17 protein-coding genes are annotated in these 21,173 nt (G+C 63.4%); 3 read left to right on the top strand and 14 right to left on the bottom strand.

Annotated features, from left to right (window positions below):
- Positions 1-150: 150 nt before the first annotated feature.
- The 14 genes from argH to AUR66_RS05980 all read right to left on the bottom strand — a co-directional run bounded on the left by argH (position 151) and on the right by AUR66_RS05980 (position 16,463).
- Positions 151-1,617, bottom strand: a complete 1,467-nt coding sequence (gene argH, locus AUR66_RS06045; RefSeq protein WP_058571589.1) for an argininosuccinate lyase — start codon at positions 1,615-1,617, stop codon at positions 151-153.
- A gap of 1 nt (position 1,618) precedes the next feature.
- Entirely contained in the window at positions 1,619-2,839 is a 1,221-nt protein-coding gene (locus AUR66_RS06040; protein WP_058571588.1) for an argininosuccinate synthase, read from the bottom strand.
- A gap of 464 nt (positions 2,840-3,303) precedes the next feature.
- The gene (locus tag AUR66_RS06035) at positions 3,304-4,503 is read right to left on the bottom strand and encodes a cation:proton antiporter (RefSeq protein WP_058571587.1); all 1,200 of its coding nucleotides are present in this window, start codon (positions 4,501-4,503) and stop codon (positions 3,304-3,306) included.
- On the bottom strand, positions 4,503-4,988 hold the full coding sequence (locus tag AUR66_RS06030; RefSeq protein WP_058571586.1) for a cation:proton antiporter regulatory subunit: 486 nt from the start codon (positions 4,986-4,988) through the stop codon (positions 4,503-4,505). The genes AUR66_RS06035 and AUR66_RS06030 overlap by 1 nt, the downstream gene beginning before the upstream one ends.
- A gap of 69 nt (positions 4,989-5,057) precedes the next feature.
- Positions 5,058-5,660: a hypothetical protein gene (locus tag AUR66_RS06025; RefSeq protein ID WP_058571585.1), complete on the bottom strand. Its 603-nt coding sequence runs from the start codon at positions 5,658-5,660 to the stop codon at positions 5,058-5,060.
- Between the two features lie 7 nt (positions 5,661-5,667).
- A complete protein-coding gene (gene glyS / locus AUR66_RS06020) occupies positions 5,668-7,452 on the bottom strand; it encodes a glycine--tRNA ligase (RefSeq protein WP_058571584.1) in 1,785 nt (594 codons plus the stop codon).
- The gene (locus AUR66_RS06015; RefSeq protein ID WP_058571583.1) at positions 7,445-8,299 is read right to left on the bottom strand and encodes a CBS domain-containing protein; all 855 of its coding nucleotides are present in this window, start codon (positions 8,297-8,299) and stop codon (positions 7,445-7,447) included. Before AUR66_RS06015 ends, glyS begins: the two co-directional genes overlap by 8 nt.
- Positions 8,300-8,400: 101 nt before the next feature.
- Positions 8,401-8,997 carry a DUF7529 family protein gene (locus AUR66_RS06010; protein WP_058571582.1) on the bottom strand — a complete coding sequence of 199 codons (597 nt, stop codon included), beginning with the start codon at positions 8,995-8,997 and terminating at the stop codon, positions 8,401-8,403.
- A gap of 84 nt (positions 8,998-9,081) precedes the next feature.
- Positions 9,082-9,504: a DUF7555 family protein gene (locus AUR66_RS06005; protein ID WP_058571581.1), complete on the bottom strand. Its 423-nt coding sequence runs from the start codon at positions 9,502-9,504 to the stop codon at positions 9,082-9,084.
- A gap of 3 nt (positions 9,505-9,507) precedes the next feature.
- Positions 9,508-10,842 (bottom strand): ABC transporter ATP-binding protein, encoded by a 1,335-nt coding sequence (locus AUR66_RS06000; protein ID WP_058571580.1) that lies wholly within the window; start codon positions 10,840-10,842, stop codon positions 9,508-9,510.
- The gene (locus AUR66_RS05995) at positions 10,839-11,918 is read right to left on the bottom strand and encodes an ABC transporter ATP-binding protein (protein ID WP_058571579.1); all 1,080 of its coding nucleotides are present in this window, start codon (positions 11,916-11,918) and stop codon (positions 10,839-10,841) included. The genes AUR66_RS06000 and AUR66_RS05995 overlap by 4 nt, the downstream gene beginning before the upstream one ends.
- Entirely contained in the window at positions 11,915-13,354 is a 1,440-nt protein-coding gene (locus AUR66_RS05990) for an ABC transporter permease (RefSeq protein WP_058571578.1), read from the bottom strand. The genes AUR66_RS05995 and AUR66_RS05990 overlap by 4 nt, the downstream gene beginning before the upstream one ends.
- A gap of 6 nt (positions 13,355-13,360) precedes the next feature.
- Positions 13,361-14,410: an ABC transporter permease gene (locus AUR66_RS05985; protein WP_058571577.1), complete on the bottom strand. Its 1,050-nt coding sequence runs from the start codon at positions 14,408-14,410 to the stop codon at positions 13,361-13,363.
- Positions 14,411-14,624: 214 nt separating this feature from the next.
- Positions 14,625-16,463: an ABC transporter substrate-binding protein gene (locus tag AUR66_RS05980; RefSeq protein WP_058571576.1), complete on the bottom strand. Its 1,839-nt coding sequence runs from the start codon at positions 16,461-16,463 to the stop codon at positions 14,625-14,627.
- A gap of 235 nt (positions 16,464-16,698) precedes the next feature.
- Here AUR66_RS05980 and AUR66_RS21800 point away from each other — a divergent pair, with 235 nt between their 5' ends.
- The 3 genes from AUR66_RS21800 (at position 16,699) to AUR66_RS05970 (ending at position 20,986) form a co-directional block, all read left to right on the top strand.
- A complete protein-coding gene (locus AUR66_RS21800; RefSeq protein WP_191965410.1) occupies positions 16,699-16,866 on the top strand; it encodes a DUF7556 family protein in 168 nt (55 codons plus the stop codon).
- Between the two features lie 91 nt (positions 16,867-16,957).
- Positions 16,958-17,377, top strand: coding sequence for a PPC domain-containing DNA-binding protein (locus AUR66_RS05975; RefSeq protein WP_058571575.1), 420 nt, complete (start codon positions 16,958-16,960; stop codon positions 17,375-17,377).
- A gap of 3 nt (positions 17,378-17,380) precedes the next feature.
- The gene (locus AUR66_RS05970; protein ID WP_058571574.1) at positions 17,381-20,986 is read left to right on the top strand and encodes a DNA polymerase II large subunit; all 3,606 of its coding nucleotides are present in this window, start codon (positions 17,381-17,383) and stop codon (positions 20,984-20,986) included.
- Positions 20,987-21,173: the final 187 nt, after the last annotated feature.

Below are 21,173 nucleotides of genomic sequence, written 5' to 3'. Positions count from 1 at the left end.
CGCGGAACCGGTCGGGCCGTCCCCGCCGTCGGGCGTGGTCGTGGTCGCGGTTCCGGTCGCGGTCGTCGCGGAACCGAGACCGGTCGTCGCGGTGGTCGCGGCGCAACCGCTCGCGGCGGTCGCGGCAGGCCAGCGACGGGGGTGGTCGTCTCAGACATAGCTCGAAACCTCGTCGTCGAGTTCGTCGGCAGCGGCGGTAAGCGTGTCGCGGGCGTCCGCGACAGCGGCGTAGTCCGCCGAGAGGTCGTCACGTGCCGTCGAGAGGGTCGCTTCCACGGCGGTGGGGGCGGGTCCACCGACGGAATCGCGACTCGCCACGCTCTCGGTCGGGTCGAGTGCGGCGTCGACGGCCTCTGCTGTCACGTGTGTAAAGAGAGACTCACCTAATACGTCCGTAGCGACGGCGTCAAGTGTTGCCACGTCGGGCGTTCCCGAGGACCGTGCGGCCGCCTCGGCGACCACTTCGTGGGCCGTACGGAACGGCAGGCCGGCCATCGCCAGCAGGTCTGCGACGCCCGTCGCCGTCGAGAAGCCGTCTCCGGCGGCCGCGGCGAGTTCGTCTTCGGGCCACGTCGCAGAGGCGACGGCACCGGCGGCCACGGCGGCCGCTTCGGACACGTCGTCGACGGCGCGGAAGGCGTGCTTGTGCGCGCGTTGTAAGTCGCGGTTGTACGCGCGCGGCAGTCCTTTCAGCGTCGTCAACAGGCCGGTGAGTTCCCCGACGGCGTCGCCCGCGACGGCGCGGACGAGTTCCATCGTGTCGGGGTTCTTCTTCTGGGGCATGATGGACGACGTCGAAGAGTAGTCGTCCGAGAGTTCGACGAAGCCCTTGTTGGAGAAGATGACGAGGTCCTCGGCGAGTCCCGAGAGCGTGATGGCGTGCGTCGTGAGCGCCGACAGCGTCTCCGCGAGGAAGTCGCGGGTCGCCGAGGCGTCCATCGAGTTCTCCATCACGCTGTCGAACCCGAGGAGGTCGGCGACGAGTTCGCGGTTCACGTCGAAGGGGGTGCCCGCGAAGGCGGCCGACCCGAGGGGTGACTGGTTGATACGCTCGTACGCGCACATGAGGCGGGCGCAGTCGCGGGCGACCGCCCGTTCGTACGAGAGCAAGAAGTGCGCAACCGTCGTCGGTTGGGCGGGTTGCAGGTGTGTGTAGCCGGGCATCACCGTCTCTGTGTGCTCACTCGCCGTCTCGACGAGCGACTCGCGCAGGGCGAGTGCGGCGTCGAGGGCGTCGAGCACGTCGTCGCGCAGGCGGTAGCGGATGCACGTCGCAACTTCGTCGTTACGCGAGCGCGCGGTGTGCATCTTCCCGCCGTCGGGACCGACGATGTCGATGACGGCGGCCTCGATGGCTTCGTGCACGTCTTCGCCGCCGGAGAGTGCGTCGTGCCCGGCGGCCTCCACGTCGTCCAGTGCGGCGAGGATGTCGGCGGCGACGTCGGACTCGATGATGTCCTGTGCCGCGAGCATCACGACGTGCGCCCGGTCGACGGCGAGGTCGGCCTCGAAGATGCGTTCGTCGGCCGCGAGGCTCGACATGAACCCGCGGGCGGGACCGCCGCTGAAGCGGTCCCGGCGAATGACGCTCTCGGAGTCGCCGTCCTCGCCTGTCATCTTATTCGTCGCTGCCGCCGTCTGCGGCCAGTTCGGGCTTCTCTTTCGTCTTCGTGCTCTGGTTGGCGAGACGCGCCTGGAAGCCGTGGTACTTGGCGACGCCCGTGGCGTCGGCCTGTTCGATGCCGTCGACCGTCTCCGTGTTGAAGGAGGCGGCGGACTCGGAGTACGCGGCGTACTCGGATTCGCGGCCGACCGGACGGGCCTGTCCGCCCTCGAACTTGATGGTCACGGTGCCCGTGACGCGCTCTTGGGTCTTCTCGAGGAAGGCTTCCAGCGCCCCGACGAGCGGAGCGTCGATGAGACCTTCGTAGGCCTTCTGGGACCACTCGTTGTCGACGGTGGCCTTGAAGTCGCGCTCTTCTTTCGTGAGGACGAGGCCTTCGAGCGCCTTGTGGGCGTTGAGGAGCGTCGTCGCGGCCGGGTGCTCGTAGTTCTCGCGCACCTTCAGACCGAGCATGCGGTCTTCCATCATGTCCGTGCGGCCGACGCCGTAGGAACCGGCCTTCTCGTTGAGGTACGAGATGAGTTCGAGGGCGTCCATCTCCTCGCCGTCGATGGCGACGGGGTAGCCGTCTTCGAACGTAATCTCGACGAGTTCCGTCTCACCCGAGGGCTGGTCGGTCCACTCGTAGATGTCTTCCGGCGGGACGTAGCCGGGGTCTTCGAGGTTGCCGCCCTCGATGGAACGGCTCCAGAGGTTCGTGTCGATGGACCAGACGCCTTCGTTGCCGCCCTGTACGGGCAGGTCCTTCTCGGCGGCGTACTCGATTTCCCACTCGCGGGTCATGCCCATCTCGCGGACTGGGGCGATGACTTCGAGGTCGGAGGCGCGCCAGACCGCTTCGAAGCGGAGTTGGTCGTTACCCTTGCCCGTACACCCGTGGGCGATGCCGTCACAGCCTTCTTCCTGTGCGAGGTCGAGGATGGCGTTGGCGATGACCGGGCGTGCGAGCGCTGTACCGAGCGGATAGCCCTGATAGTCGGCGTTGGCGGTCACCGAGTCGAGACAGAGTTGTGCGAACTCGTCTTTCGCGTCGATGACGTAGTGTTCGAGTCCGAGTGCCTCGGCCGTCTCGTAGGCCTCTTCGAACTCTTCTTCGGGCTGTCCGACGTCGACGGTGACGCCGATGACTTCGTCGTAGCCGTATTCTTCTTCGAGTATCGGGACGCAGACTGTGGTGTCCAGTCCGCCGGAGAACGCGAGTGCGACTTTCTTCATGTACCTGACTGTGGAAGGAGTAACTAAATAAATTCTTTGCATTCAATTTGTGAAATTAAGTGGTAGAGATGCCTATAGGCAAGAAAACTGGAGATTAGCAATTTCGACGTGTCCCGAAGGATATGATATTACTGGCCCTGAGGGGCCGGTCGTCGTCGTCGGACAGCGGCGGCTCGCAGCGGGGCAAAAGTGGCGAAGGTGCTGCGAGTCGCCATGGTTGTGAAACCCTACAACATCGTCCCTATTAAATTCTTTCGGCGACGCAACCTTCGCCTCAGTCGAGCACCTCGGCGGCGAGTTCCAAGAGGAGTTCTTCGTCGAACAGCGCGACCACGAGTGCGAGGACGACGAGCACGACGAGGCCGATGGCGAGCCATTCGATGAGTGTCATGGGTGCGTCAGGCTGTGAGTCACGCGTTCGAAAAATAGTCTGTGGCCGTCTTCCCCGGCGCCGGCCCCTTCGTTCAGGATTCTGTCTTCGCCGACCCACCGCGGAAGACCAGTCGCTCTACGAGGTCCGAGCGCTGCATCAACACCGTCCCGAGGGCACTCATCACGAGGACGTAGCCGACGGCGAACGCCGGGATGACCTCACGCATCACCTGTGTCGACCCAGACGCCGCCAGTGCGGCGATGACCAGCGAGAACTCGCCACGTGGGACCAATCCGACGCCGACGCGAAGCGACCGATGCGTCGAGAGGTCGTAGACGCGCCCCCCGAGGTAGCCCGAGACGACTTTCGCGGGTGCCGTCAGCACCACGGCAATCACGAGTGGAACGACAACCGCCGCCAGCAACGTCGGGTCCGTGCCGAGGCCAATCCAGAAGAAGAAAATCGCCGCGAACACGTCGCGGACGGACGTCAACCGGCGTTCGATGGTCTCGCGGTGGCCACTCGTCGAAAAGCCCATGCCGACGAAGAAGGCGGCAACCGCCTCACTCACGCCGAGTGCCAGCGCCGCCCCCGCGACGGGGACGACGACGGCGAGTGCACGCAGGACGAACGCCTCCTGATTCTCCACGTCGAGGACGCGGGTGAACAACGACGTGCCGTACTGCACGAGCACTAACAGGAGGCCGAGGAATCCGAACGCGATGGCGAGCGAGCGTCCGATGGCGACGAGTCCGCCCTCACCGCCGAGGACGAGCGAGGTGACGGCGGCGAGGTAGACGGCGATAGCGAGGTCCTCGAAGACGAGTGTCCCCAGAATCGGTTCGGACTCGGGGTCGGCAATCCACCCGAGGTCGATGAGCGTCTTCGTCACGATGGCGGACGACGAGATGTAGACGATGCCGCCGAGGAGGAACGCCTCGACCACCGACCATCCGAGGGCGAGGCCGATGACGACGCCCAGCGGGAGGTTCACCAGCAGGTCTATCGCGCCCGCGCGGCCGATGTTGCTGCGTGCGGCGCGGAGTCTGTCGAGACTGAACTCCAATCCGAGGAAGAACAACAACAGGACGATACCGAGTTCTGCGAGGAGCGTCACCACTTCGCTGTCGGCGACGTACGGGAGGCCGAATCGGCCGGCCACGTACGGGCCGACGACCACGCCGCCGACCACGTACAACGGGATGACAGAGAGGCCGAGTCGGAGTGCAATCGCTCCGGTGACGGCGAGGACGACGAACAGGTAGCCGAATTCGAGGAGTTCCGCCGCCATCAGGCTCCTGTGACGAGCGCCACGAAGTCGCGGCACGCCGCGCGCGGACCGATGACGACCAGCGTGTCGCCCGCTTCTATCATCGCGTCACCACCCGGCGAAGTGATGACTTCGTCGCCGCGTTCGATGGCGATGACGGATGCACCGGTGGCCTGTCGAAGGTCGGACGCGCCGAGCGTCTTGCCCGCCACGTCGGAGTCGGCACCGACTTCGACCCACTCGAGGAGTGTGTTGTCGCCGAGGAGCGTCTCGATGTCCGTCGATTGGACCGGTTGGAAGTACGCCCCTTCGAGAAGGGTGCCCACCTGCCGGGCGAGTTCGTCGTCGAGTTCGAACAGTTTCTCCGAGTCGCTGTCGGCGCTCTCGCGGCGGAACACCTCTCGTTTCCCCGTGTTGTGGGTGACGATGACCAGTCGGGCACCGTCGCCGAGTTCTATCTCGTGTTTCTTTCCGACGCCCGGAAGGTCGCTCTCGTAGACAGTCACGACAGAGAGGTTAGCGACCCGGTGAAATAAAGTCGTCTTCCGGGGAGACGGGGAACGACGACGTTCCCCTCAGCCGAGGACGAACAGCGTCGCCGCGATGGCGGTACAGGCCACCGGCGGAATCGAGAGGTTGTCGTCGACGACGTACCCCGCGACGACGGGTTTCACGCCATCTGCTGCCGTCGCACCGAGCGCACCCGCCGCCGCCGCGACACTCCCGCCGACGACGCCCGCAACCGGGATGACGAACGGGGCGGCGAGGGCGAAACAGACGGTGAACATCGCCGCGAGGGTACGCAGCGACTTCATCTCGCCGACCGGTGCAGACCCGAGCAGGCCGCTGATTGGGTCGCCGATGGTGAGCATCAACATTCCAGGGACGGCCACGTGCGGCGCGAAGACGAGGGCGACGGCGGTTTGACTGTAGGTGTAGAGCGCGTACCCTGCGACGTTGTCCTGTTCGTACTCGCGGGTGAGTTCGTCGTAGATACGCCAGTCTAAGTCGCCGTAGAGGCGCAGAATCTCGAGGACGGTGACGGTTGCCGACGCGAGGACGAACAGGTACCCGAGCGTCTGCCAGTCGACGATGCCGAGGATGTACAAAAGTGGCATCCCCGACCCGCTCGCGTGGACCAGTCGCCGTTTTATCTCGGCGGTGCTCGGGCGACCCACGGGTGGATTACGCCTCGACGACTTCGTTCGCGTCGAGCACGTCGTCGAACGAGGTGGTGCCTGCGCGGAGGCCGACGAACGTCTCGACGAGTGAGTCGACCGGAACGCGAACCTGTCGACCGGTGTCGCGTTCGCGGATGGTCACCGTGGTGTCGCCCGCGCCTTCGATACCGTCGCGGTCGATGGTGACGCAGAACGGCGTGCCGACTTCGTCCTGCCGGCGGTAGCGCCGACCGATGCTGCCAGAGTCGTCGTAGACGACTGCGAACCCGGCGGCCCGGAGTTCTTCGGCCACGTCGTCTGCGAGGTCCACGAGTTCGTCGACGTTGCTGACGAGTGGGAAGACACCGACGTTCGTGGGCGCAATCGTGGGCGACAGCGAGAGGAACGTCCGTGCTTCGCCGTCGACTTCGTCCTGTTCGTACGCGTGGACGAGGAGCGTGTAGACCGTACGGTCCACACCGAACGACGGTTCGACGACGTGCGGCGTGATGTGCTCGCCCGCTTCGGTCTGCGTCTCCACGGAGAAGTTCGCAACGTCGGTGTCGACGGTGACGTCTTCGCCGTCGATGTCGAGGGTGACTTCGTCGGCGTCGAAGGCGTCGGGGTCACGTTCCGCGAGCGTTTCGAGCGCCTCGGCCACGTCGGCGGCCTGTGCGCCGAACTCGGGGCCGAGCGTCGCCATGTCGGGGTCCACGACGGCGCGTTCGACCGTCTTGGGTTCGTCGTACTGCTGGAAGACGGTGAAGTCGTCGTCGGCGTGTTCGCCGTGTTTCGAGAGGTCGTAGTCGCCGCGGTAGGCGAAGCCAGCGATTTCTATCCAGTCGCCGTCGACTTCGCTCTCGGCGTCCCAACAGTCGGCGGCGTAGTGGGCGAGTTCGCCGGGGAGGTGCTGGCGGAAGCGGAAGCGCTCCATGTCGACGCCGATGTGTTCGTACCACTCCTGGGCGATGCCGAGGTAGTAACCAATCCAGCCGTTGGCGACGATTCCCTCGTCGACTGCCTCGCCGATGGTGATGTCGAGGTAGTCGCCGTCGTCGGCCTGCTGTTCGGTCGCGGGGTAGAGACGAACCTCCACGTCTTCGACCGACGAGAGGTCCGGTTCGTCGCGCTCGGGGTCGATGAACTGTTCGAGTTCGGCCTGCGTGAACTCGCGCGTGCGGACGATGTTCTTGCGCGGGCTAATCTCGTTGCGGTAGGCACGGCCGACCTGCGTCACGCCGAACGGGAGGCGGTTCCGCGCGTACTCTTTGATGCGCGGGAACTCCACGAAGATGCCCTGCGCCGTCTCCGGTCGGAGGTACCCGGGCGTCTTCGAACCGGGGCCGATGTTCGTCCCGAACATCAGGTTGAACTCTTCGACCGACTGGCCGGCGAGTTCGGCACCGCAGTTCGGACAGACGAGACCGAGACCTGCGATTTTCTCTGCCGCTTCTTCCGGCGAGAGCGTCTCTGCGTCCTCCAGTTCGGAGTTGTCTTCGATGAGGTGGTCCGCGCGGTGGGACTCGCCACACTCGGCACACTCGACGAGCATGTCGTCGAAGCCATCGAGGTGCCCGGACGCCTCGAAGACGGGTTCGGGCATGATGGTCGGAGCCTCGATTTCGAGGTTGCCCTCCTGTACCGCGAAACGGTCACGCCACGCCTCTTCGACGTTGGACTTCAGCGCGGCACCCTGCGGGCCGTACGTGTAAAAGCCGCCGACGCCGCCGTAGGCTTCCGAGGACCCGAAGAAGAAGCCACGGCGCTTCGCCAGTTCGGCGAGTGCGGCCGACTCGGTACCCTCACTCATACAGTGCCTCCAGCAGGTTGATGTCGCGGACGATGCCGATGAGTTCGTCGCCGGTCACGAGCGGAATCTGCTCGATGTCCTCGCGAATCATCATCTGTGCGGCGTCCTTGGCGCTGGCGCGCGTCGAGACGGTCTCGAGGTTGTCGCTCATGAACTTCGAGACCGGTTCGGCCGGAATCTCGACGTTGCGGGTCGGGATGTAGCGGTTGCCGACCGCCTTGATGCCTTCCCACATCCACTCGTCGTCCTGGTTGGCGACAGAGTCACCGGTGCCTGCCTCGCCTTCGACGACGCGGGCGACTTCGATGATGTCGACTTCGGTGACGATGCCGGCCAGCGAGGTTTCCTCGTCGAGGACGACGGCGTACGGGACGTTCGCGTAGTAAATCTCACGCTCGACGACCGGGAGGGGCGTCTCGACGTACGTCGTGTTGACGTTCTTCGACGCGAGGTCACCGACGAGTGTCTCTCCGTCGATGTCGCCGCGCGCGATGGCACGGACCACGTCGGTCACGGTGATGATGCCCTCGATTTCGTCGCCGTCCACGACGGGGATTCGGCGGGCGTCTTCTGCGACCATCGTCGCAGCGACTGTGTCTAAGTCGTCGTCTGCGCTCGCAGTCGGCACCTCGCGCACGAGGACGGCGAGTTGGTCCTCGTCGGGGTGCTTGATGAGGTCTTCTCGGGAGATGAGGCCGCGATACGTCGCGCCGTCGTCGGTCTCTTTTACGACGGGTACGGAGGAGAAGCCACGCTCTTGGAGGTATTCCAGAACGTCGTCGCGGGTGCCCGGAAGGGACACGGTCACGACCTCCTCACCGGGTGTCATCGCGTCGGCTACTTTCATACCCCCGCTTTCATCCCCCCGCCTAATGTACTCTGCGAACGCTCTCGCCTCGTTGACACACTAAGTGGGGTTCGTTCGGGCCGTCGCGTCGGAGAGAACAGTTACGCGTCGGCGTCGTCTGCGGCGTCGTCCGTCGTCTCGTCGTCGCCGGCGTTCGGCGCGAACCGACGGACGGCGTCGAGGTCGGGGAAGAATTTGTCGGGGTCGTCGTGTTCGACGACGCCGACGAGGGTTCCATCGAGTTTCTGGAGATAACTGTACATGCGACCCCGTTCGATGGCCGTCGTCGCGCAGTTGAGCGCGTGACGCAGTTCGAACGCCCCGGCGACGAACACGGCCGTCTGGATGTCTGGCGCGAACAGGGCGGTCACCATGTAGACGAGTCCGTCGTTCTCCGCCCGGTAGATTTCGTACTCGGGGAACGACGACTCCTCGAAGAGGTCGGCGACGTCTTCGGCTTTGTCGCCCGGCACGACGTACGCGATACCGAACGCTTCCTCGTCCGCTTTCGCGTCGCCGGGGCCGAACGTGCCAGTGTCGCCTGCGGCGATACGCACGGTGTCCCACCCCTCTTCTTCGTACTCGTCGGCCAGCGCTGTCATGTCGTCGAGGGTCGCACCCCACGCCTCGCGACGGCGGTCCGCCTCGCTCGCGATTCGTTCGACGTTGGGTACGTCTTCGTCTCCAGACTCGACCATATCTGTGGTGGACGATGGATATGGTAAAAGGCATCGGACCACAGGGCGCGACGTGACGCCCGATTCGGCGACTCGCCGTCGCCGTCAGTAGTTGATGCCGAAGACGACTTCCATGACGAACGACGTGGCGAGGATACAGACCGCCGCGAGGAACAGTTTCGCCCCACTCGACGGACGTTCGTCCGGTTCCGGACGGAGTGCCGGCGGCAACACGCGGTCGAGGAGGCCCCCGACGAGTTTCTCGATACCGACGGGTTCGTCGTCGCCGGCGAACAGGCCGCCGTCGTCTCGGCCGCCTTTCCACGCCGCTTTCGGACGGAGTTTGAGCGACGCGTACGCGAGCATCGTGAAGCCGAGGAAGAACATCAGCCACTTCGCACCCGGCAGTCCGCCGCCGGCGGCGAAGCTCACGGTCGCGGTGAACGCGAAGACCACGCCGGTGAGGAAGATGGCGTAGACCACCGTGTCGATGGTCTTGACACCGATTCGGCGTGGGTCGAACTCCATCGATTACTGGACGAGTGTCTCGAAGACTGTTGCCGGTTCTTCGTACTCCTCGTCGTGACGGTGACAGAGGCTCAGTCGGCCACGGTCGCCGACGCCGAGTTGGTCGGGTCGCTCCCGGTCACAGATGCTCCCGAACTCCTCGCGGAGGTAGGTGCGTGCTGCGTCTTCGTCGTCGTTCTCTGCGTAGTCTGCGGCCTCGCGGAGGTGGTCCATCACGTCCGCCGGAACGTCGAGGCCACCGAACAGTTCGGTGAGTGTCTCGTCCATACCGGCTTGGTGCGTCTCGCGGCCGAGAAGGTCGCGGACGCGGTCCGACAGCGACGGTTCTGCACGTGAACGCTCTCGGAGGACTTCACGGAACACTTCGATGCGCTCCCAGAGGTCGTCGTCGAGCGTCCGGTACTGCTCGGGGCGAATCTTGACCGGACAACGGGTCGAGAACGGACACCCTGCTGGCGGGTCGCGCGGGCTCGGCGGCGTGCCACGGAGCGTGATACGGTCGCGCTCGGCCGTCGGGTTCGGTTCGGGAATCGACGACAAGAGCGCGTGCGTGTACGGGTTCGCCGGCGACTCGAACATCTCGTCGGCCGGACCAATCTCCATGATGTTACCGAGGTACATCACCGCGACGCGGTCACAGATGTGCTTGACGACTGCGAGGTCGTGGGCGATGAAGAGGTACGTCAGGCCGAACTCGTTTTGGAGGTCTTCGAGCAGGTTGAGAATCTTCGCCTGCACCGACACGTCGAGTGCCGAGACCGGTTCGTCGAGGATGATGAACTCGGGTTCGAGTGCGAGGGCACGGGCGATGCCGATACGTTGGCGCTGCCCACCGGAGAACTGGTGGGGGTAGCGGTAGTAGTGTTCTTCCTGCAGACCGACAGTCTCGAGGAGTTCGCGAACGCGCTGGCGACGCTCTTTCGGCGTCTTCCAGTCGTGCACGTCGAGCGGTTCACGGATGATTTCGCCGACCGTCATCCGCTCGTTGAGGCTCGAATCGGGGTCCTGAAAGACCATCTGCACGTCGTTGCGGAACTGTTTGAGGTCCGCACCGGACAGCGTCGTGATGTCCGTTCCGTCGAGTTTGACCTCGCCAGCGGTCGCTTCTTCGAGACGCATCAGCGTCCGCCCGAGCGTGGACTTTCCACACCCAGACTCGCCGACGAGACCGAGCGTCTCGCCGCGTTCGATGCTGAACGAGACGCCGTCGACTGCCTTCACAGGGTTGCTGCTGAGCAGGCCGCCGTCCTCGTAGTACGTCTTGAGGTCGTTGACTTCGAGGAGTGTCTCTCCGGATTCGTGGCTCGTCTTTTCTTCTTCGGTGGACGTCGTACTCATCGCTGGTCACCTCCGTCTGTGCCGCCCGAGCGGTGGACGTCGACTGCCTCCGCCGTCGGGAGGTCTTCTGGGTAGAGCAGACACGATGCACGGTGCTGGGTCGCGTCGTCACCCACGTCGACTGGGACCGGGTGGACCGTGTCACACTCGGCGAACGCCTTGGAGCACCGCGGTGCGAATCGGCAGTAGGTCGGTTCTTCGTTCGGCGTCGGCACGTCGCCTTCGATGGTCGCGAGGCGACCACCTTCTTCGAGTCCCTGTCCGGGAATCGAGCCGAGGAGCCCCTGCGTGTAGGGGTGCTTCGGCGACTCGAACAGTTCGACGACCGGTGCGCTCTCGACGATTTCGCCCGCGTACATCACGTTGACGCGGTCTGCGATTTCTGCGATGACACCCATGTCGTGGGTGATGAACATGATGGCGAGGTCACGTTCTTCCTGGAGTTCTTCGAGGAGTTCCAGAATCTGCGCCTGGATGGTCACGTCGAGTGCCGTCGTCGGTTCGTCACAGATGAGCAGTTCGGGGTCGCACGCGAGGGCCATCGCGATGACGGCACGCTGTCGCATCCCACCAGAGAACTGGTGTGGGTACTCGCGGATGCGACGGTGCGCGTCCGGAATCCCGACTGCTTCGAGCAGTTCGATTGCCTCGCGCGTCGCCTTGCCACCGCTCATGCCGCGGTGCAGACGGAGCGCTTCTTTGATCTGGTTCCCGACGGTGTAGACGGGGTTCAGACTCGTCAACGGGTCTTGGAACACCATCGCGATACTGCCGCCTCGGATGCGGCGCATCTGCTTGGGTGTCTTGTCGAGCAAGTCCTCGCCGTCGTACATGATGCGACCGTTCTCGATGCGACCCGGATTGTCGACGAGTCGCATGATAGACCGCGCGGTGACGGACTTCCCGGACCCGGATTCACCGACGATACCGACCGTCTCACCACGGTGGATGTCGAACGAGATGCCGTCGACGGCGCGGATGACCTCTTTGTCCGTGTAGAACGCGGTGCGAAGGTTCTCGACCGACAGAATCGGTTCGCCCTTCTGGCGCGTCTCGGGTTGCTGTTCGGTGCTCATGCGCCACCTCCGGTCGCCGCGGCCTCGTCACCGGTGTCGGCCTGCGGGTCGATTGCGTCGCGGATACCGTCACCGAACGCGTTCAGCCCCGTCACGACGAGCGTGATGAGCACGCCGGGGAGCAGCGAGATGTGCCACGAGGGACTCGCGACGTACTGCTGTCCGTCGGCGATGAGACGGCCCCACTCGGGCGTCGGTGCCGTGATACCGAGACCGAGGTACGAGAGGCCGGCCACACTGATGATGATACCACCGAGGCTGAGCGATGCGTAGATGAGCATGTAACTGAATACGTACGGAGCCATGTGCTTGCGCATGACCTGCCCCGGCGTCTGACCGAAGGATTTCGCGGCGTCGATCCAGTCCTGCTCGGACACCTGGAACGCTGGACCACGTATCGACCGCCAGATGAACGGCCAGTAGACGAGGCTGAAGATGAGGATGATGAGCACTGCGCCGTCGTACAACTCCCTCACCCAGGTGTTCTGGAAGATGACGAGCATCAAGATGAGGACCATGATGACCGGCAACGCCTGTATCGAGTCACTCGCGAGCACGATGGCCAGGTCGGCGAGGCCCTTGTAGTAGGCTGTTAGCATGGCTAACGAGAGCCCGATGATACCAGCGATTCCCATGGCGACGGTGGCGATGGTGAGCGATATCCTCGCTCCGAACACCACTTGTGTGAACAAGTCCTTCCCATTTGTCGCTGTCCCGAAGGGATGGAACCTGCCGAAGTCGTCGTAGGTCATCGGTGCGACGTTCTCGTCACCAGCACCCTGCGACCCAGACCCGAGGTTCGCTTCGCCGACGAGAACCGTCTGGACGGACTGGCTCTCGTCGTCCCAGTAGCTGACTTCGTAGTCGTACGGTTGGAGGATGTTCTCCTCCATGGTGGTCGGCCCGAGCGCGGGGGCGAATACCGCCATAACCACAAACGTGATAGTAATGATAAGTCCAAACTGGCCCCAGGTGTGACCCCGGAAGCGGTTGACGACGTCGTCACGCGGCGTCCAGTCGACGCGGCGGTAGTACCGTCGGTAGCGATTGTAGCCGTTCCAGAGCCAGCCGAGGACTGCGAAGGCGTACGCGTACACGACGGTGACGCGAACTGCCCACGCCGCGGCGGGTGAGAGACCGAGGAAGGTTCCGACCCACTGCGACCCGTCCCAGTAGCCCTGATTCGGGATGAAGTCGCGGGAGACGAGCGTCGGGATGCCCTTGAGCGACTCCTGGAGAGAACTCACTGCAGCGGCACCGGGGTCTCCCGGCAGGAGGTTGACGACGACGCCAGCGATGGCACCGACGACCTGAAGGATTGCGCCAAGTTCGACGCCGAGGAGGACCACACCGATTGCGGCCCAAACCAGCGCTGGTTGGGGATTCTCAGCGACTCGTTGTCGAAGCGGTATTTCGGTTTCTGTTGGTGTACTCACTGTGATTCACCCCTCGTACCCGACGCGCGGGTCGATGACTGTGTACAGGAAGTCCTGCAAGATGTTCGTGCCAACCAGGATGAGGATGAAGATGTACATCAGCGTCCCGATGAGTGGCAAGTCGCCGTTGATGGCTGCGTTGAAGAACAGCCATCCGAGCCCGTTGATGGCGAAGACGGTCTCGACGAAGACGGACCCGCCGAGGAGCAAGAACGCCTCGCCCGTGATGATGGGGACGAGCGGGATGAGCGCGTTGCGGAAGATGTGCTTCCAGACGAGCGAGCGACCGGAGACACCTTTCGCGCGGGCCGTCTCGACGTAGTTCGAGTTGATGGTCTCGAGGACTGCCGTCCGGCCGATACGCATCTCGTTACCCATCGACGCCGACCCGAGGACGAGCGCCGCAGGTGCAATCTGCTTCGTCGCCCTGACGAACGAGTTGATCCATCCACCGGGGTCTTCGATGAATCCCTGTAGCGGTGATTGGAAGAAGCCGAGTGCTGGCGGTGTGACGACGTTCGTCTTTACGATCCACGTCTGCCACGTGAAGAATCCATTCGTCCACTGCCCGGTCTGTGAGAGGGCAGTGACGAGCATAATTGCCAGCCAGAAGTTCGGCATCGCACGCCAGACGATTCCGCCGAACGATGCGACGTAATCGGAGAGCGTGTTCGGGTTCAGCCCGGCGTAGAACCCGAGCGGGATTCCGACGAACAGTGCGATGAGGACCGACCAGAAGCCGAGCCAAATCGTCCGTGGCGCGTACACCTGGATGAGTTCGTACGCCGTCGTCCCGGGCGCGATGACCCACGACTGGCCGAGTTGGAACGTGAACAGCCGGTACATGAAGTCGAAGTACTGGCTCCAGAGTGGTTGGTTCAATCCGAGGTTATTTCGAATCTGCTCGGCCGCCTGTGGGTTGTATTGCGTCCCCAAAATCGCTGAGACGGGGTCGAGGGGACCCAGACGGATGAGCGCAAACGTAATCGTCGTCCCGAAGATGACGACAGGAATCGACATCAGTACCCTGCGGAGGAAGTACTGCCATCGACTCATGGCATCACCTCGCAGACCGTTCGAGCGGACATTATTGTAAGGGTTTAATGAGTGGGATGGATATGTCTTGCGCTTCGGAGTCTTAATCTCGAACTTTCGAGACCTCTTTCAGCCCAATCTTACAGATAGCGGTGACTAACTGCACGCATGTCAAAAATATTTGAGCGTTCTGATTTCGGCGACGGGCGCGTGACCGTTGCCGGTGTGAACGCGATTACCGGTTGAGGGTAACGTTGTTCAGCTTCTGGCGGCTTGGACCCATGCCACCGAACGGCTCGATGTTGACGGTGTCGTACCAGAACCGCTCGTCCTTGCGGTTGTAGATGGTGAGCATCGCGACGTCGTCCCAGTTGGATTCCTCGATTTCGACGTAGGCTTCGTCACGAACAGCCTGGGCGTCGTCGGTCGGCGCCGGGTTGTTGACGACACGCTGGTAGGCGTCGGCCGCCTTCTGGTAGGAGTCGCCGTTGTCGGTCGTCCAGTTGACGTACGAGATGGGACCCTGCTGGGAGGTGTCCGTTTGCGGCGGGTTGAGCAGCTGGAGGAAGTTGTCCGCTGCTGGCCAGTCAGCGATCCAGCCGAGGGTGTACGCTTCGAGCTGACCGTTGCGGCCGCGCTCGAGGAGCGTCGAGAAGTCGGCCTTCTGAATCTTCATGTTGACGTGAGCCGACGCGAGCTGGTCGCGCAGGATCTTCGCCATCTCTTCCCACGTGTCGGAGTTGTACTGGGTCCACTGGACCTCGAACTTGTTGTCCGGGCCGTAGCCAGCTTCTTCCATGACCTCGCGGGCCTTCTGGATGTTGGTCTCGGCGACGCCGTACGGGTAGTCGGACTCGACCTTCTCCTGTGCGGCCTGTGCGCCACCCGGGTAGATGGTCGGCGGCGTGAAGATGTACGCCGGGGAACCGCGGCCCTTGAACACTTCTTCGACCATCTGGTCTTGGTTCAGGACGTACGCGAACGCCTGGCGGACCGGCTTGGGGACCTTCTTCATGTTGAAACCAACGTAGAAGATGGACAGGGTCGGAACGCCGACGTAGTTGACCGTCTTACCGTTGCGGACTGGGCCGTACGTACCGATTTCACGGCCGAACTCGTCCGTCGACTCGATAGAGACCTTACCGGGGTCGTACTGAGCCGTCGGCATGCTGAAGTAGTCCGCGTTCTCGTTCATCGCGTAGTTGTAGCGGGCCGTGTCGTCCTCGATGACCTGCCAGCGGACGTTGTCGACCTGCGCGGCCTCTCCGTAGTAGTCGTCGTACTTGGAGACGGCTGCTGCGGTACCCTTCTCCCAGAAGGCGAGTTCGAACGGACCTGCGCCGACAGGGTTCTTGCTGGCGAAGTCCGTGTACTCCATCTCGCCATCGTACTCGTCGAGGTCGCCGACGATACCTTCGGGGTACGCGGCGAACGAGGTGTACGCGAGCATCTCGAGGGTGTCGTGGAACGGTTCGCTGAGGTTGACGACGAGTTCGGTGTCGCTCGCGGCTTCGACGCCGAGCGAACCGGGCACGTAGCTACCTTCGCTGTCCGTCTCGTGTTCGACACCGATGGAGTCGAGGATGAAGTAGGCGCGACGGCTGTTCTCGGACGCGGCGAGACGCTCCCACGCGTAGACGAAGTCAGCTGCCTTGACTGCGCGACCGTCGTGGTAGGTCGCGTCTTCGAGCTGGAACGTGTAGGTCGTGAAGTCTTCCGAGGACGTGTAGTCCGCGGCGAGTTCGTTCTCGACCGTCGGGAGGCCGTCCGGATAGGACATCAGGCAGTCGAAGACCTGTTGAATGATGATACCGGACGAGGTGTCGGTCGCTGCGACGGGGTCGAGCGTGGTGATCGTACCCGTGAGGATGCGCTGGAAGACGGACCCGGACAGCTCGGTGCCGGTGTCTTCGGCTTCCGTCTGCTGTTCGGTCGTCGTCTCTTCCTGTCCACCCGATTCGGTCGTCGTCTCTTCGCCGTTACCGCCGGTACAACCGGCGAGAGCGGCGGCCGTTGCGGCCCCACCCGTTGCCTTCAGGAAACGACGACGTGAGAGTTTGTTAGTGTCTGGCATTCGGGCCAATCTTCCCAGTCCTTGTGGATAAACTTACCGTATTCGATTTGTTTGATATAGTATAGCGTGGTAGGGGTGTAGTTCCCTACCCAAACGGCGAATTCTGCCACACGAATCGCTCAAACGGTCATTTTACTATCTAAACCAGTTTTAGAGGCAACAGAATCGACTGAGACGACACGTGCGCGTCTGCCGTTTCGGGCAACTTATATAGGGGTGACACTACGTATCATACATGACGCCGGATGCGAAGGCTTCCGTCGACGACTCGGGCGCCGAGGTCATGGCCTCGGTGGACAGCACCCAGACGGGCCAGCGTCTTATTATCGCGGACATCTCCCGCGACGACGCGTGGCTCGCGGCCGACGTAGCCGACGCACTCGCACTCGACGACTGGCGATAAACCGGTTCGGCATCGACGACTCGATTTTTCGTCTCGTCCACCGCGGACGAGACCATTTACATTTTAGTCCGACTCGCTCGTGGTACGTCGCATGAACGCTCGAGCGGTGACAGTCAGCGAGGAGTATCTCGCACGCCTCGAACACGGTGCAGACTGGCGCGAGGAGATTGAGGAGTTCTGCGCGCGGAAGGACATCGAGTCCGCGTGGTTCAACGCGATGGGTGCCGTGCAGGACGCCGAAATCTGGTTCTACGACCAGGACGACCAGGAGTATCAGTCTGTCACGTTCGACGAACCGCTCGAAGTCGCCGCCTGCGTGGGGAACGTCTCACTCCTCGACGGCGAACCGTTCGCCCACACGCACGCGGTGCTCTCGCGACGAAGCGGTCAGTCGCTCGCGGGCCACCTCGACTCGGCGACAGTGTTCGCTGGCGAAGTGAATCTCCGCGTGTTCGACGAACCACTCGAACGCGAACACGACGACGTAACCGACCTGGACCTCTGGTTGTAAACCGTGCGAGAGGAGGACGAGCGCTACTTCGCGCGCATCGAAGACCGTCTCGACGAAGCGTTCGAGTTAGCGCGCGCCGCGAAAGCGCAGGGACACGACCCGAAGACGAACGTGGAGATTCCGGTCGCCAAAGACATGGCCGACCGTGTCGAGAACATTCTCGGCATCGACGGCGTCGCCGAACGCGTCCGTGAACTCGAAGGACAGATGTCTCGCGAAGAGGCGGCGCTGGAACTCGTGACCGACTTCGTCGACGGCAACGTCGGTGACTACGACTCCCGCGAAGGCAAAGTGGAAGGTGCGGTTCGCACCGCCGTCGCCCTCCTCACCGAAGGTGTGGTCGCCGCACCAATCGAGGGAATCGACCGCGTCGAGATTCTCGAAAACGACGACGGAACCGAGTTCGTCAACGTCTACTACGCCGGGCCGATTCGCTCTGCGGGTGGGACCGCACAGGCACTCTCGGTCCTCGTCGCCGACTACGCCCGGTCGCTGCTCGGCATCGACGAGTACAAAGCACGGAACGACGAGGCAGAGCGCTACGTCGAAGAAATCAACCTCTACGACAAGGAGACTGGCCTTCAGTACTCCCCGAAAGACAAAGAGACCCGCTTCATCGCCGAGAACATGCCCATCATGCTCGACGGCGAGGCGACGGGTGACGAGGAAGTCTCGGGCTACCGTGACCTCGAACGCGTCGACACCAACTCCGCCCGCGGTGGGATGTGTCTCGTCATGGCAGAGGGCATCGCGCTCAAGGCCCCGAAGATTCAGCGGTACACCCGCCAACTCGACGAAGTCGACTGGCCGTGGTTACAAGACCTCATCGACGGGACCATCGGCAAGGACGATGGCAAAGACGACGCTGAGTCTGCCGACGAAACCGACTCCGACGAGGGTGACGAGGCCGAGTCCGACGTCGCCGCCGACGAGACGTCACCAGACGAACCCGAAGGCTCCGTCCGCGTCGAACCCGCGACGAAGTTCCTCCGTGACCTCATCGCTGGCCGTCCCGTCTTCGGCCACCCCTCCGCACCCGGTGGGTTCCGTCTCCGATACGGCCGCGCCCGCAACCACGGATTCGCAACCGCGGGCGTTCACCCTGCGACGATGCACATCGTGGACGACTTCATCGCCACCGGGACGCAGATAAAGACCGAACGCCCCGGGAAAGCGGGCGGCGTCGTCCCCGTCGACTCCATCGAGGGCCCGACGGTCAGACTCGCCAACGGTGACGTTCGCCGTATCGACGACCCCGAGGAGGCCGAAGAACTCCAGAACGGGGTCGAGAAGATTCTGGACCTCGGCGAGTACCTCGTCAACTTCGGCGAGTTCGTCGAGAACAACCACCCGCTGGCACCCGCGTCGTACGTCTTCGAGTGGTGGATTCAGGACTTCGAGGCGACAGGTGCCAACGTCCAGGCACTCCGGGACGACCCGACTATCGACCTCGAACACCCGAGCGTAGACGACGCGCTCTCGTGGGCGACCGAGTTCGACGCGCCACTCCACCCCGAGTACACGTACCTCTGGCACGATATCTCGGTCGAACAGTTCGACAGACTCGCGGACGCTGTCGCTGCCGGCGATATCGTCGCCGCGGAGGCGGACGGTGGGACCGGCGTCGGCGTCGATGCCGACAACGAACCCGAAGGGGGTGAACAGGGGACGCTCGTCCTCGAACATACGCCCGGGGTCCGCGAGACACTCGAACACCTCCTCGTCGCGCACCGCCAGACCGACGACGAACTCCGTGTTCCTATCTGGCGGCCCCTCGCGCGGACGCTCGGCCTCACCGACGGTCGGGAACGGACGTGGACGCTCGACGACCTGTCTGACCGCGCCCGCGAGTGGGACGCGGGTGACAACGCTATCGAGGCGGTCAACGAAGTCGCCCCGTTCACCGTCCGTGAACGCGCACCGACCCGCATCGGAAACCGGATGGGTCGCCCGGAGAAGTCCGAGCGCCGTGACCTCTCGCCAGCAGTTCACACGCTCTTTCCCATCGGTGAAGCAGGTGGCAGTCAGCGCGACGTTGGCGACGCCGCCCGCGAGTTCGGTGACTCCGGCAAGCGCGGCCACGTCTCCGTCCGAGTCGGGAAGCGGAAGTGCCCCGACTGCGGGGCATTCGGGTTCAAGCCGAAGTGCGAGCAGTGTGGTGGCCACACCGAACCACACTACGAGTGTGACGACTGTGGCACCGTCGTCGAACCCGACGAGTCGGGTCGCGTCTACTGTGAACGGTGTGAGTGGGACGTCGAGAGCGCCGAGTGGCAGGACATAGACCTGAACACCGAGTACAGAAACGCCCTCGAATCCGTCGGCGAACGCGAGTCGTCGTTCAAGATTCTGAAGGGCGTGAAGGGTCTCACCTCCGCGAACAAGACGCCCGAACCCATCGAGAAAGGCGTCCTCCGGGCGAAACACGACGTCTCGTCGTTCAAAGACGGGACCGTCCGCTACGACATGACCGACCTGCCCGTCACGGCGGTCCGCCCCGAAGAACTCGACGTGACGGCCGACCACTTCCGCGAACTCGGCTACGAGACGGACATCGATGGCGACCCCCTCCGCTTCGACGACCAACTGGTCGAACTCAAAGTCCAGGACATCGTCCTCTCGAACGGTGCGGCGCGACACATGATGCAGACGGCGAACTTCGTCGACGACCTCTTAGAACAGTTCTACGGTCTCGACCGGTTCTACCAGATGGAGGAACGCGACGACCTCATCGGTGAACTCGTCTTCGGGATGGCACCGCACACGTCCGCGGCAGTCGTCGGGCGCGTCGTCGGATTCACGACCGCAGCGGTCGGCTACGCGCATCCGTACTTTCACGCAGCGAAACGCCGGAACTGCGATGGGGACGAAGACTGTGTCATGCTGCTCATGGACGGCCTTCTCAACTTCTCCAAGGAGTTCCTCCCGGACAAACGCGGTGGACAGATGGACGCACCGCTCGTGATGTCCTCGCGCATCGACCCCTCGGAAATCGACGACGAGGCGCACAACATGGACATCGTTCGGCAGTACCCGCGAGAGTTCTACGAGGCGACCCTCCGGATGGAAGACCCAGACGACTGGGAAGACGAGGTCACCATCGCCGAGGAGTACCTCGGCACCGACCGCGAGTACACCGGATTCGACCACACCCACGACACGACAGACATCGCCGCCGGTCCGGACCTCTCTGCGTACAAGACGCTCGGGTCGATGATGGACAAGATGGACGCCCAACTCTTCCTCGCGCGGAAACTCCGCGCCGTGGACGAGACTGACGTGGCTGAGCGTGTCATCGAGGGCCACTTCCTCCCGGACCTCATCGGGAACCTCCGTGCGTTCTCCAGACAGGAGACACGCTGTCTCGACTGCGGGGAGAAGTACCGCCGGATGCCACTCACTGGTGAGTGTCGCGAGTGCGGCGGGCGGGTGAACCTGACTGTCCACCAAGGGTCCGTAAACAAGTACATGGACGTCGCCATCGACGTCGCAGAAGAGTTCAACTGCCGCGACTACACGAAACAGCGCCTCGAAGTCCTCGAAAAGAGCCTCGAATCCATCTTCGAGAACGACAAGAACAAACAGTCGGGCATCGCGGACTTCATGTAGGCTCTGTCGAGGGATTTTTCCTCCAGGTTTTCGAGCCGAGTGGCTCGTTCACTCGGCGTAGAAAAAGTGGAGAACGAGTAGTCGGGCATCGCGGACTTCATGTAGGTTCTGTCGAGGGGTTTTTCCTCCAGGTTTTCGAGCCGAGTGCGTAGAAACGACGCACAGCGGTGTCGCCGGCGACGACACT

It is taken from the genome of Haloferax profundi, from assembly GCF_001469865.1.
GTDB classification, from domain to species: Archaea; Halobacteriota; Halobacteria; order Halobacteriales; family Haloferacaceae; genus Haloferax; species Haloferax profundi.
This window is presented reverse-complemented; position numbering and strand designations above follow the sequence as displayed.

Bases quoted from the DNA above. Each gene is read 5' to 3' on its own strand.
- argH (WP_058571589.1), bottom strand. From the start codon at position 1,617: ATGACAGGCGAGGACGGCGACTCCGAGAGCGTCATTCGCCGGGACCGC.
- AUR66_RS06040 (WP_058571588.1), bottom strand. From the start codon at position 2,839: ATGAAGAAAGTCGCACTCGCGTTCTCCGGCGGACTGGACACCACAGTC.
- AUR66_RS06035 (WP_058571587.1), bottom strand. From the start codon at position 4,503: ATGGCGGCGGAACTCCTCGAATTCGGCTACCTGTTCGTCGTCCTCGCC.
- glyS (WP_058571584.1), bottom strand. From the start codon at position 7,452: ATGAGTGAGGGTACCGAGTCGGCCGCACTCGCCGAACTGGCGAAGCGC.
- AUR66_RS06015 (WP_058571583.1), bottom strand. From the start codon at position 8,299: ATGAAAGTAGCCGACGCGATGACACCCGGTGAGGAGGTCGTGACCGTG.
- AUR66_RS06010 (WP_058571582.1), bottom strand. From the start codon at position 8,997: ATGGTCGAGTCTGGAGACGAAGACGTACCCAACGTCGAACGAATCGCG.
- AUR66_RS06005 (WP_058571581.1), bottom strand. From the start codon at position 9,504: ATGGAGTTCGACCCACGCCGAATCGGTGTCAAGACCATCGACACGGTG.
- AUR66_RS06000 (WP_058571580.1), bottom strand. From the start codon at position 10,842: ATGAGTACGACGTCCACCGAAGAAGAAAAGACGAGCCACGAATCCGGA.
- AUR66_RS05995 (WP_058571579.1), bottom strand. From the start codon at position 11,918: ATGAGCACCGAACAGCAACCCGAGACGCGCCAGAAGGGCGAACCGATT.
- AUR66_RS05985 (WP_058571577.1), bottom strand. From the start codon at position 14,410: ATGAGTCGATGGCAGTACTTCCTCCGCAGGGTACTGATGTCGATTCCT.
- AUR66_RS05980 (WP_058571576.1), bottom strand. From the start codon at position 16,463: ATGCCAGACACTAACAAACTCTCACGTCGTCGTTTCCTGAAGGCAACG.
- AUR66_RS21800 (WP_191965410.1), top strand. From the start codon at position 16,699: ATGACGCCGGATGCGAAGGCTTCCGTCGACGACTCGGGCGCCGAGGTC.
- AUR66_RS05975 (WP_058571575.1), top strand. From the start codon at position 16,958: ATGAACGCTCGAGCGGTGACAGTCAGCGAGGAGTATCTCGCACGCCTC.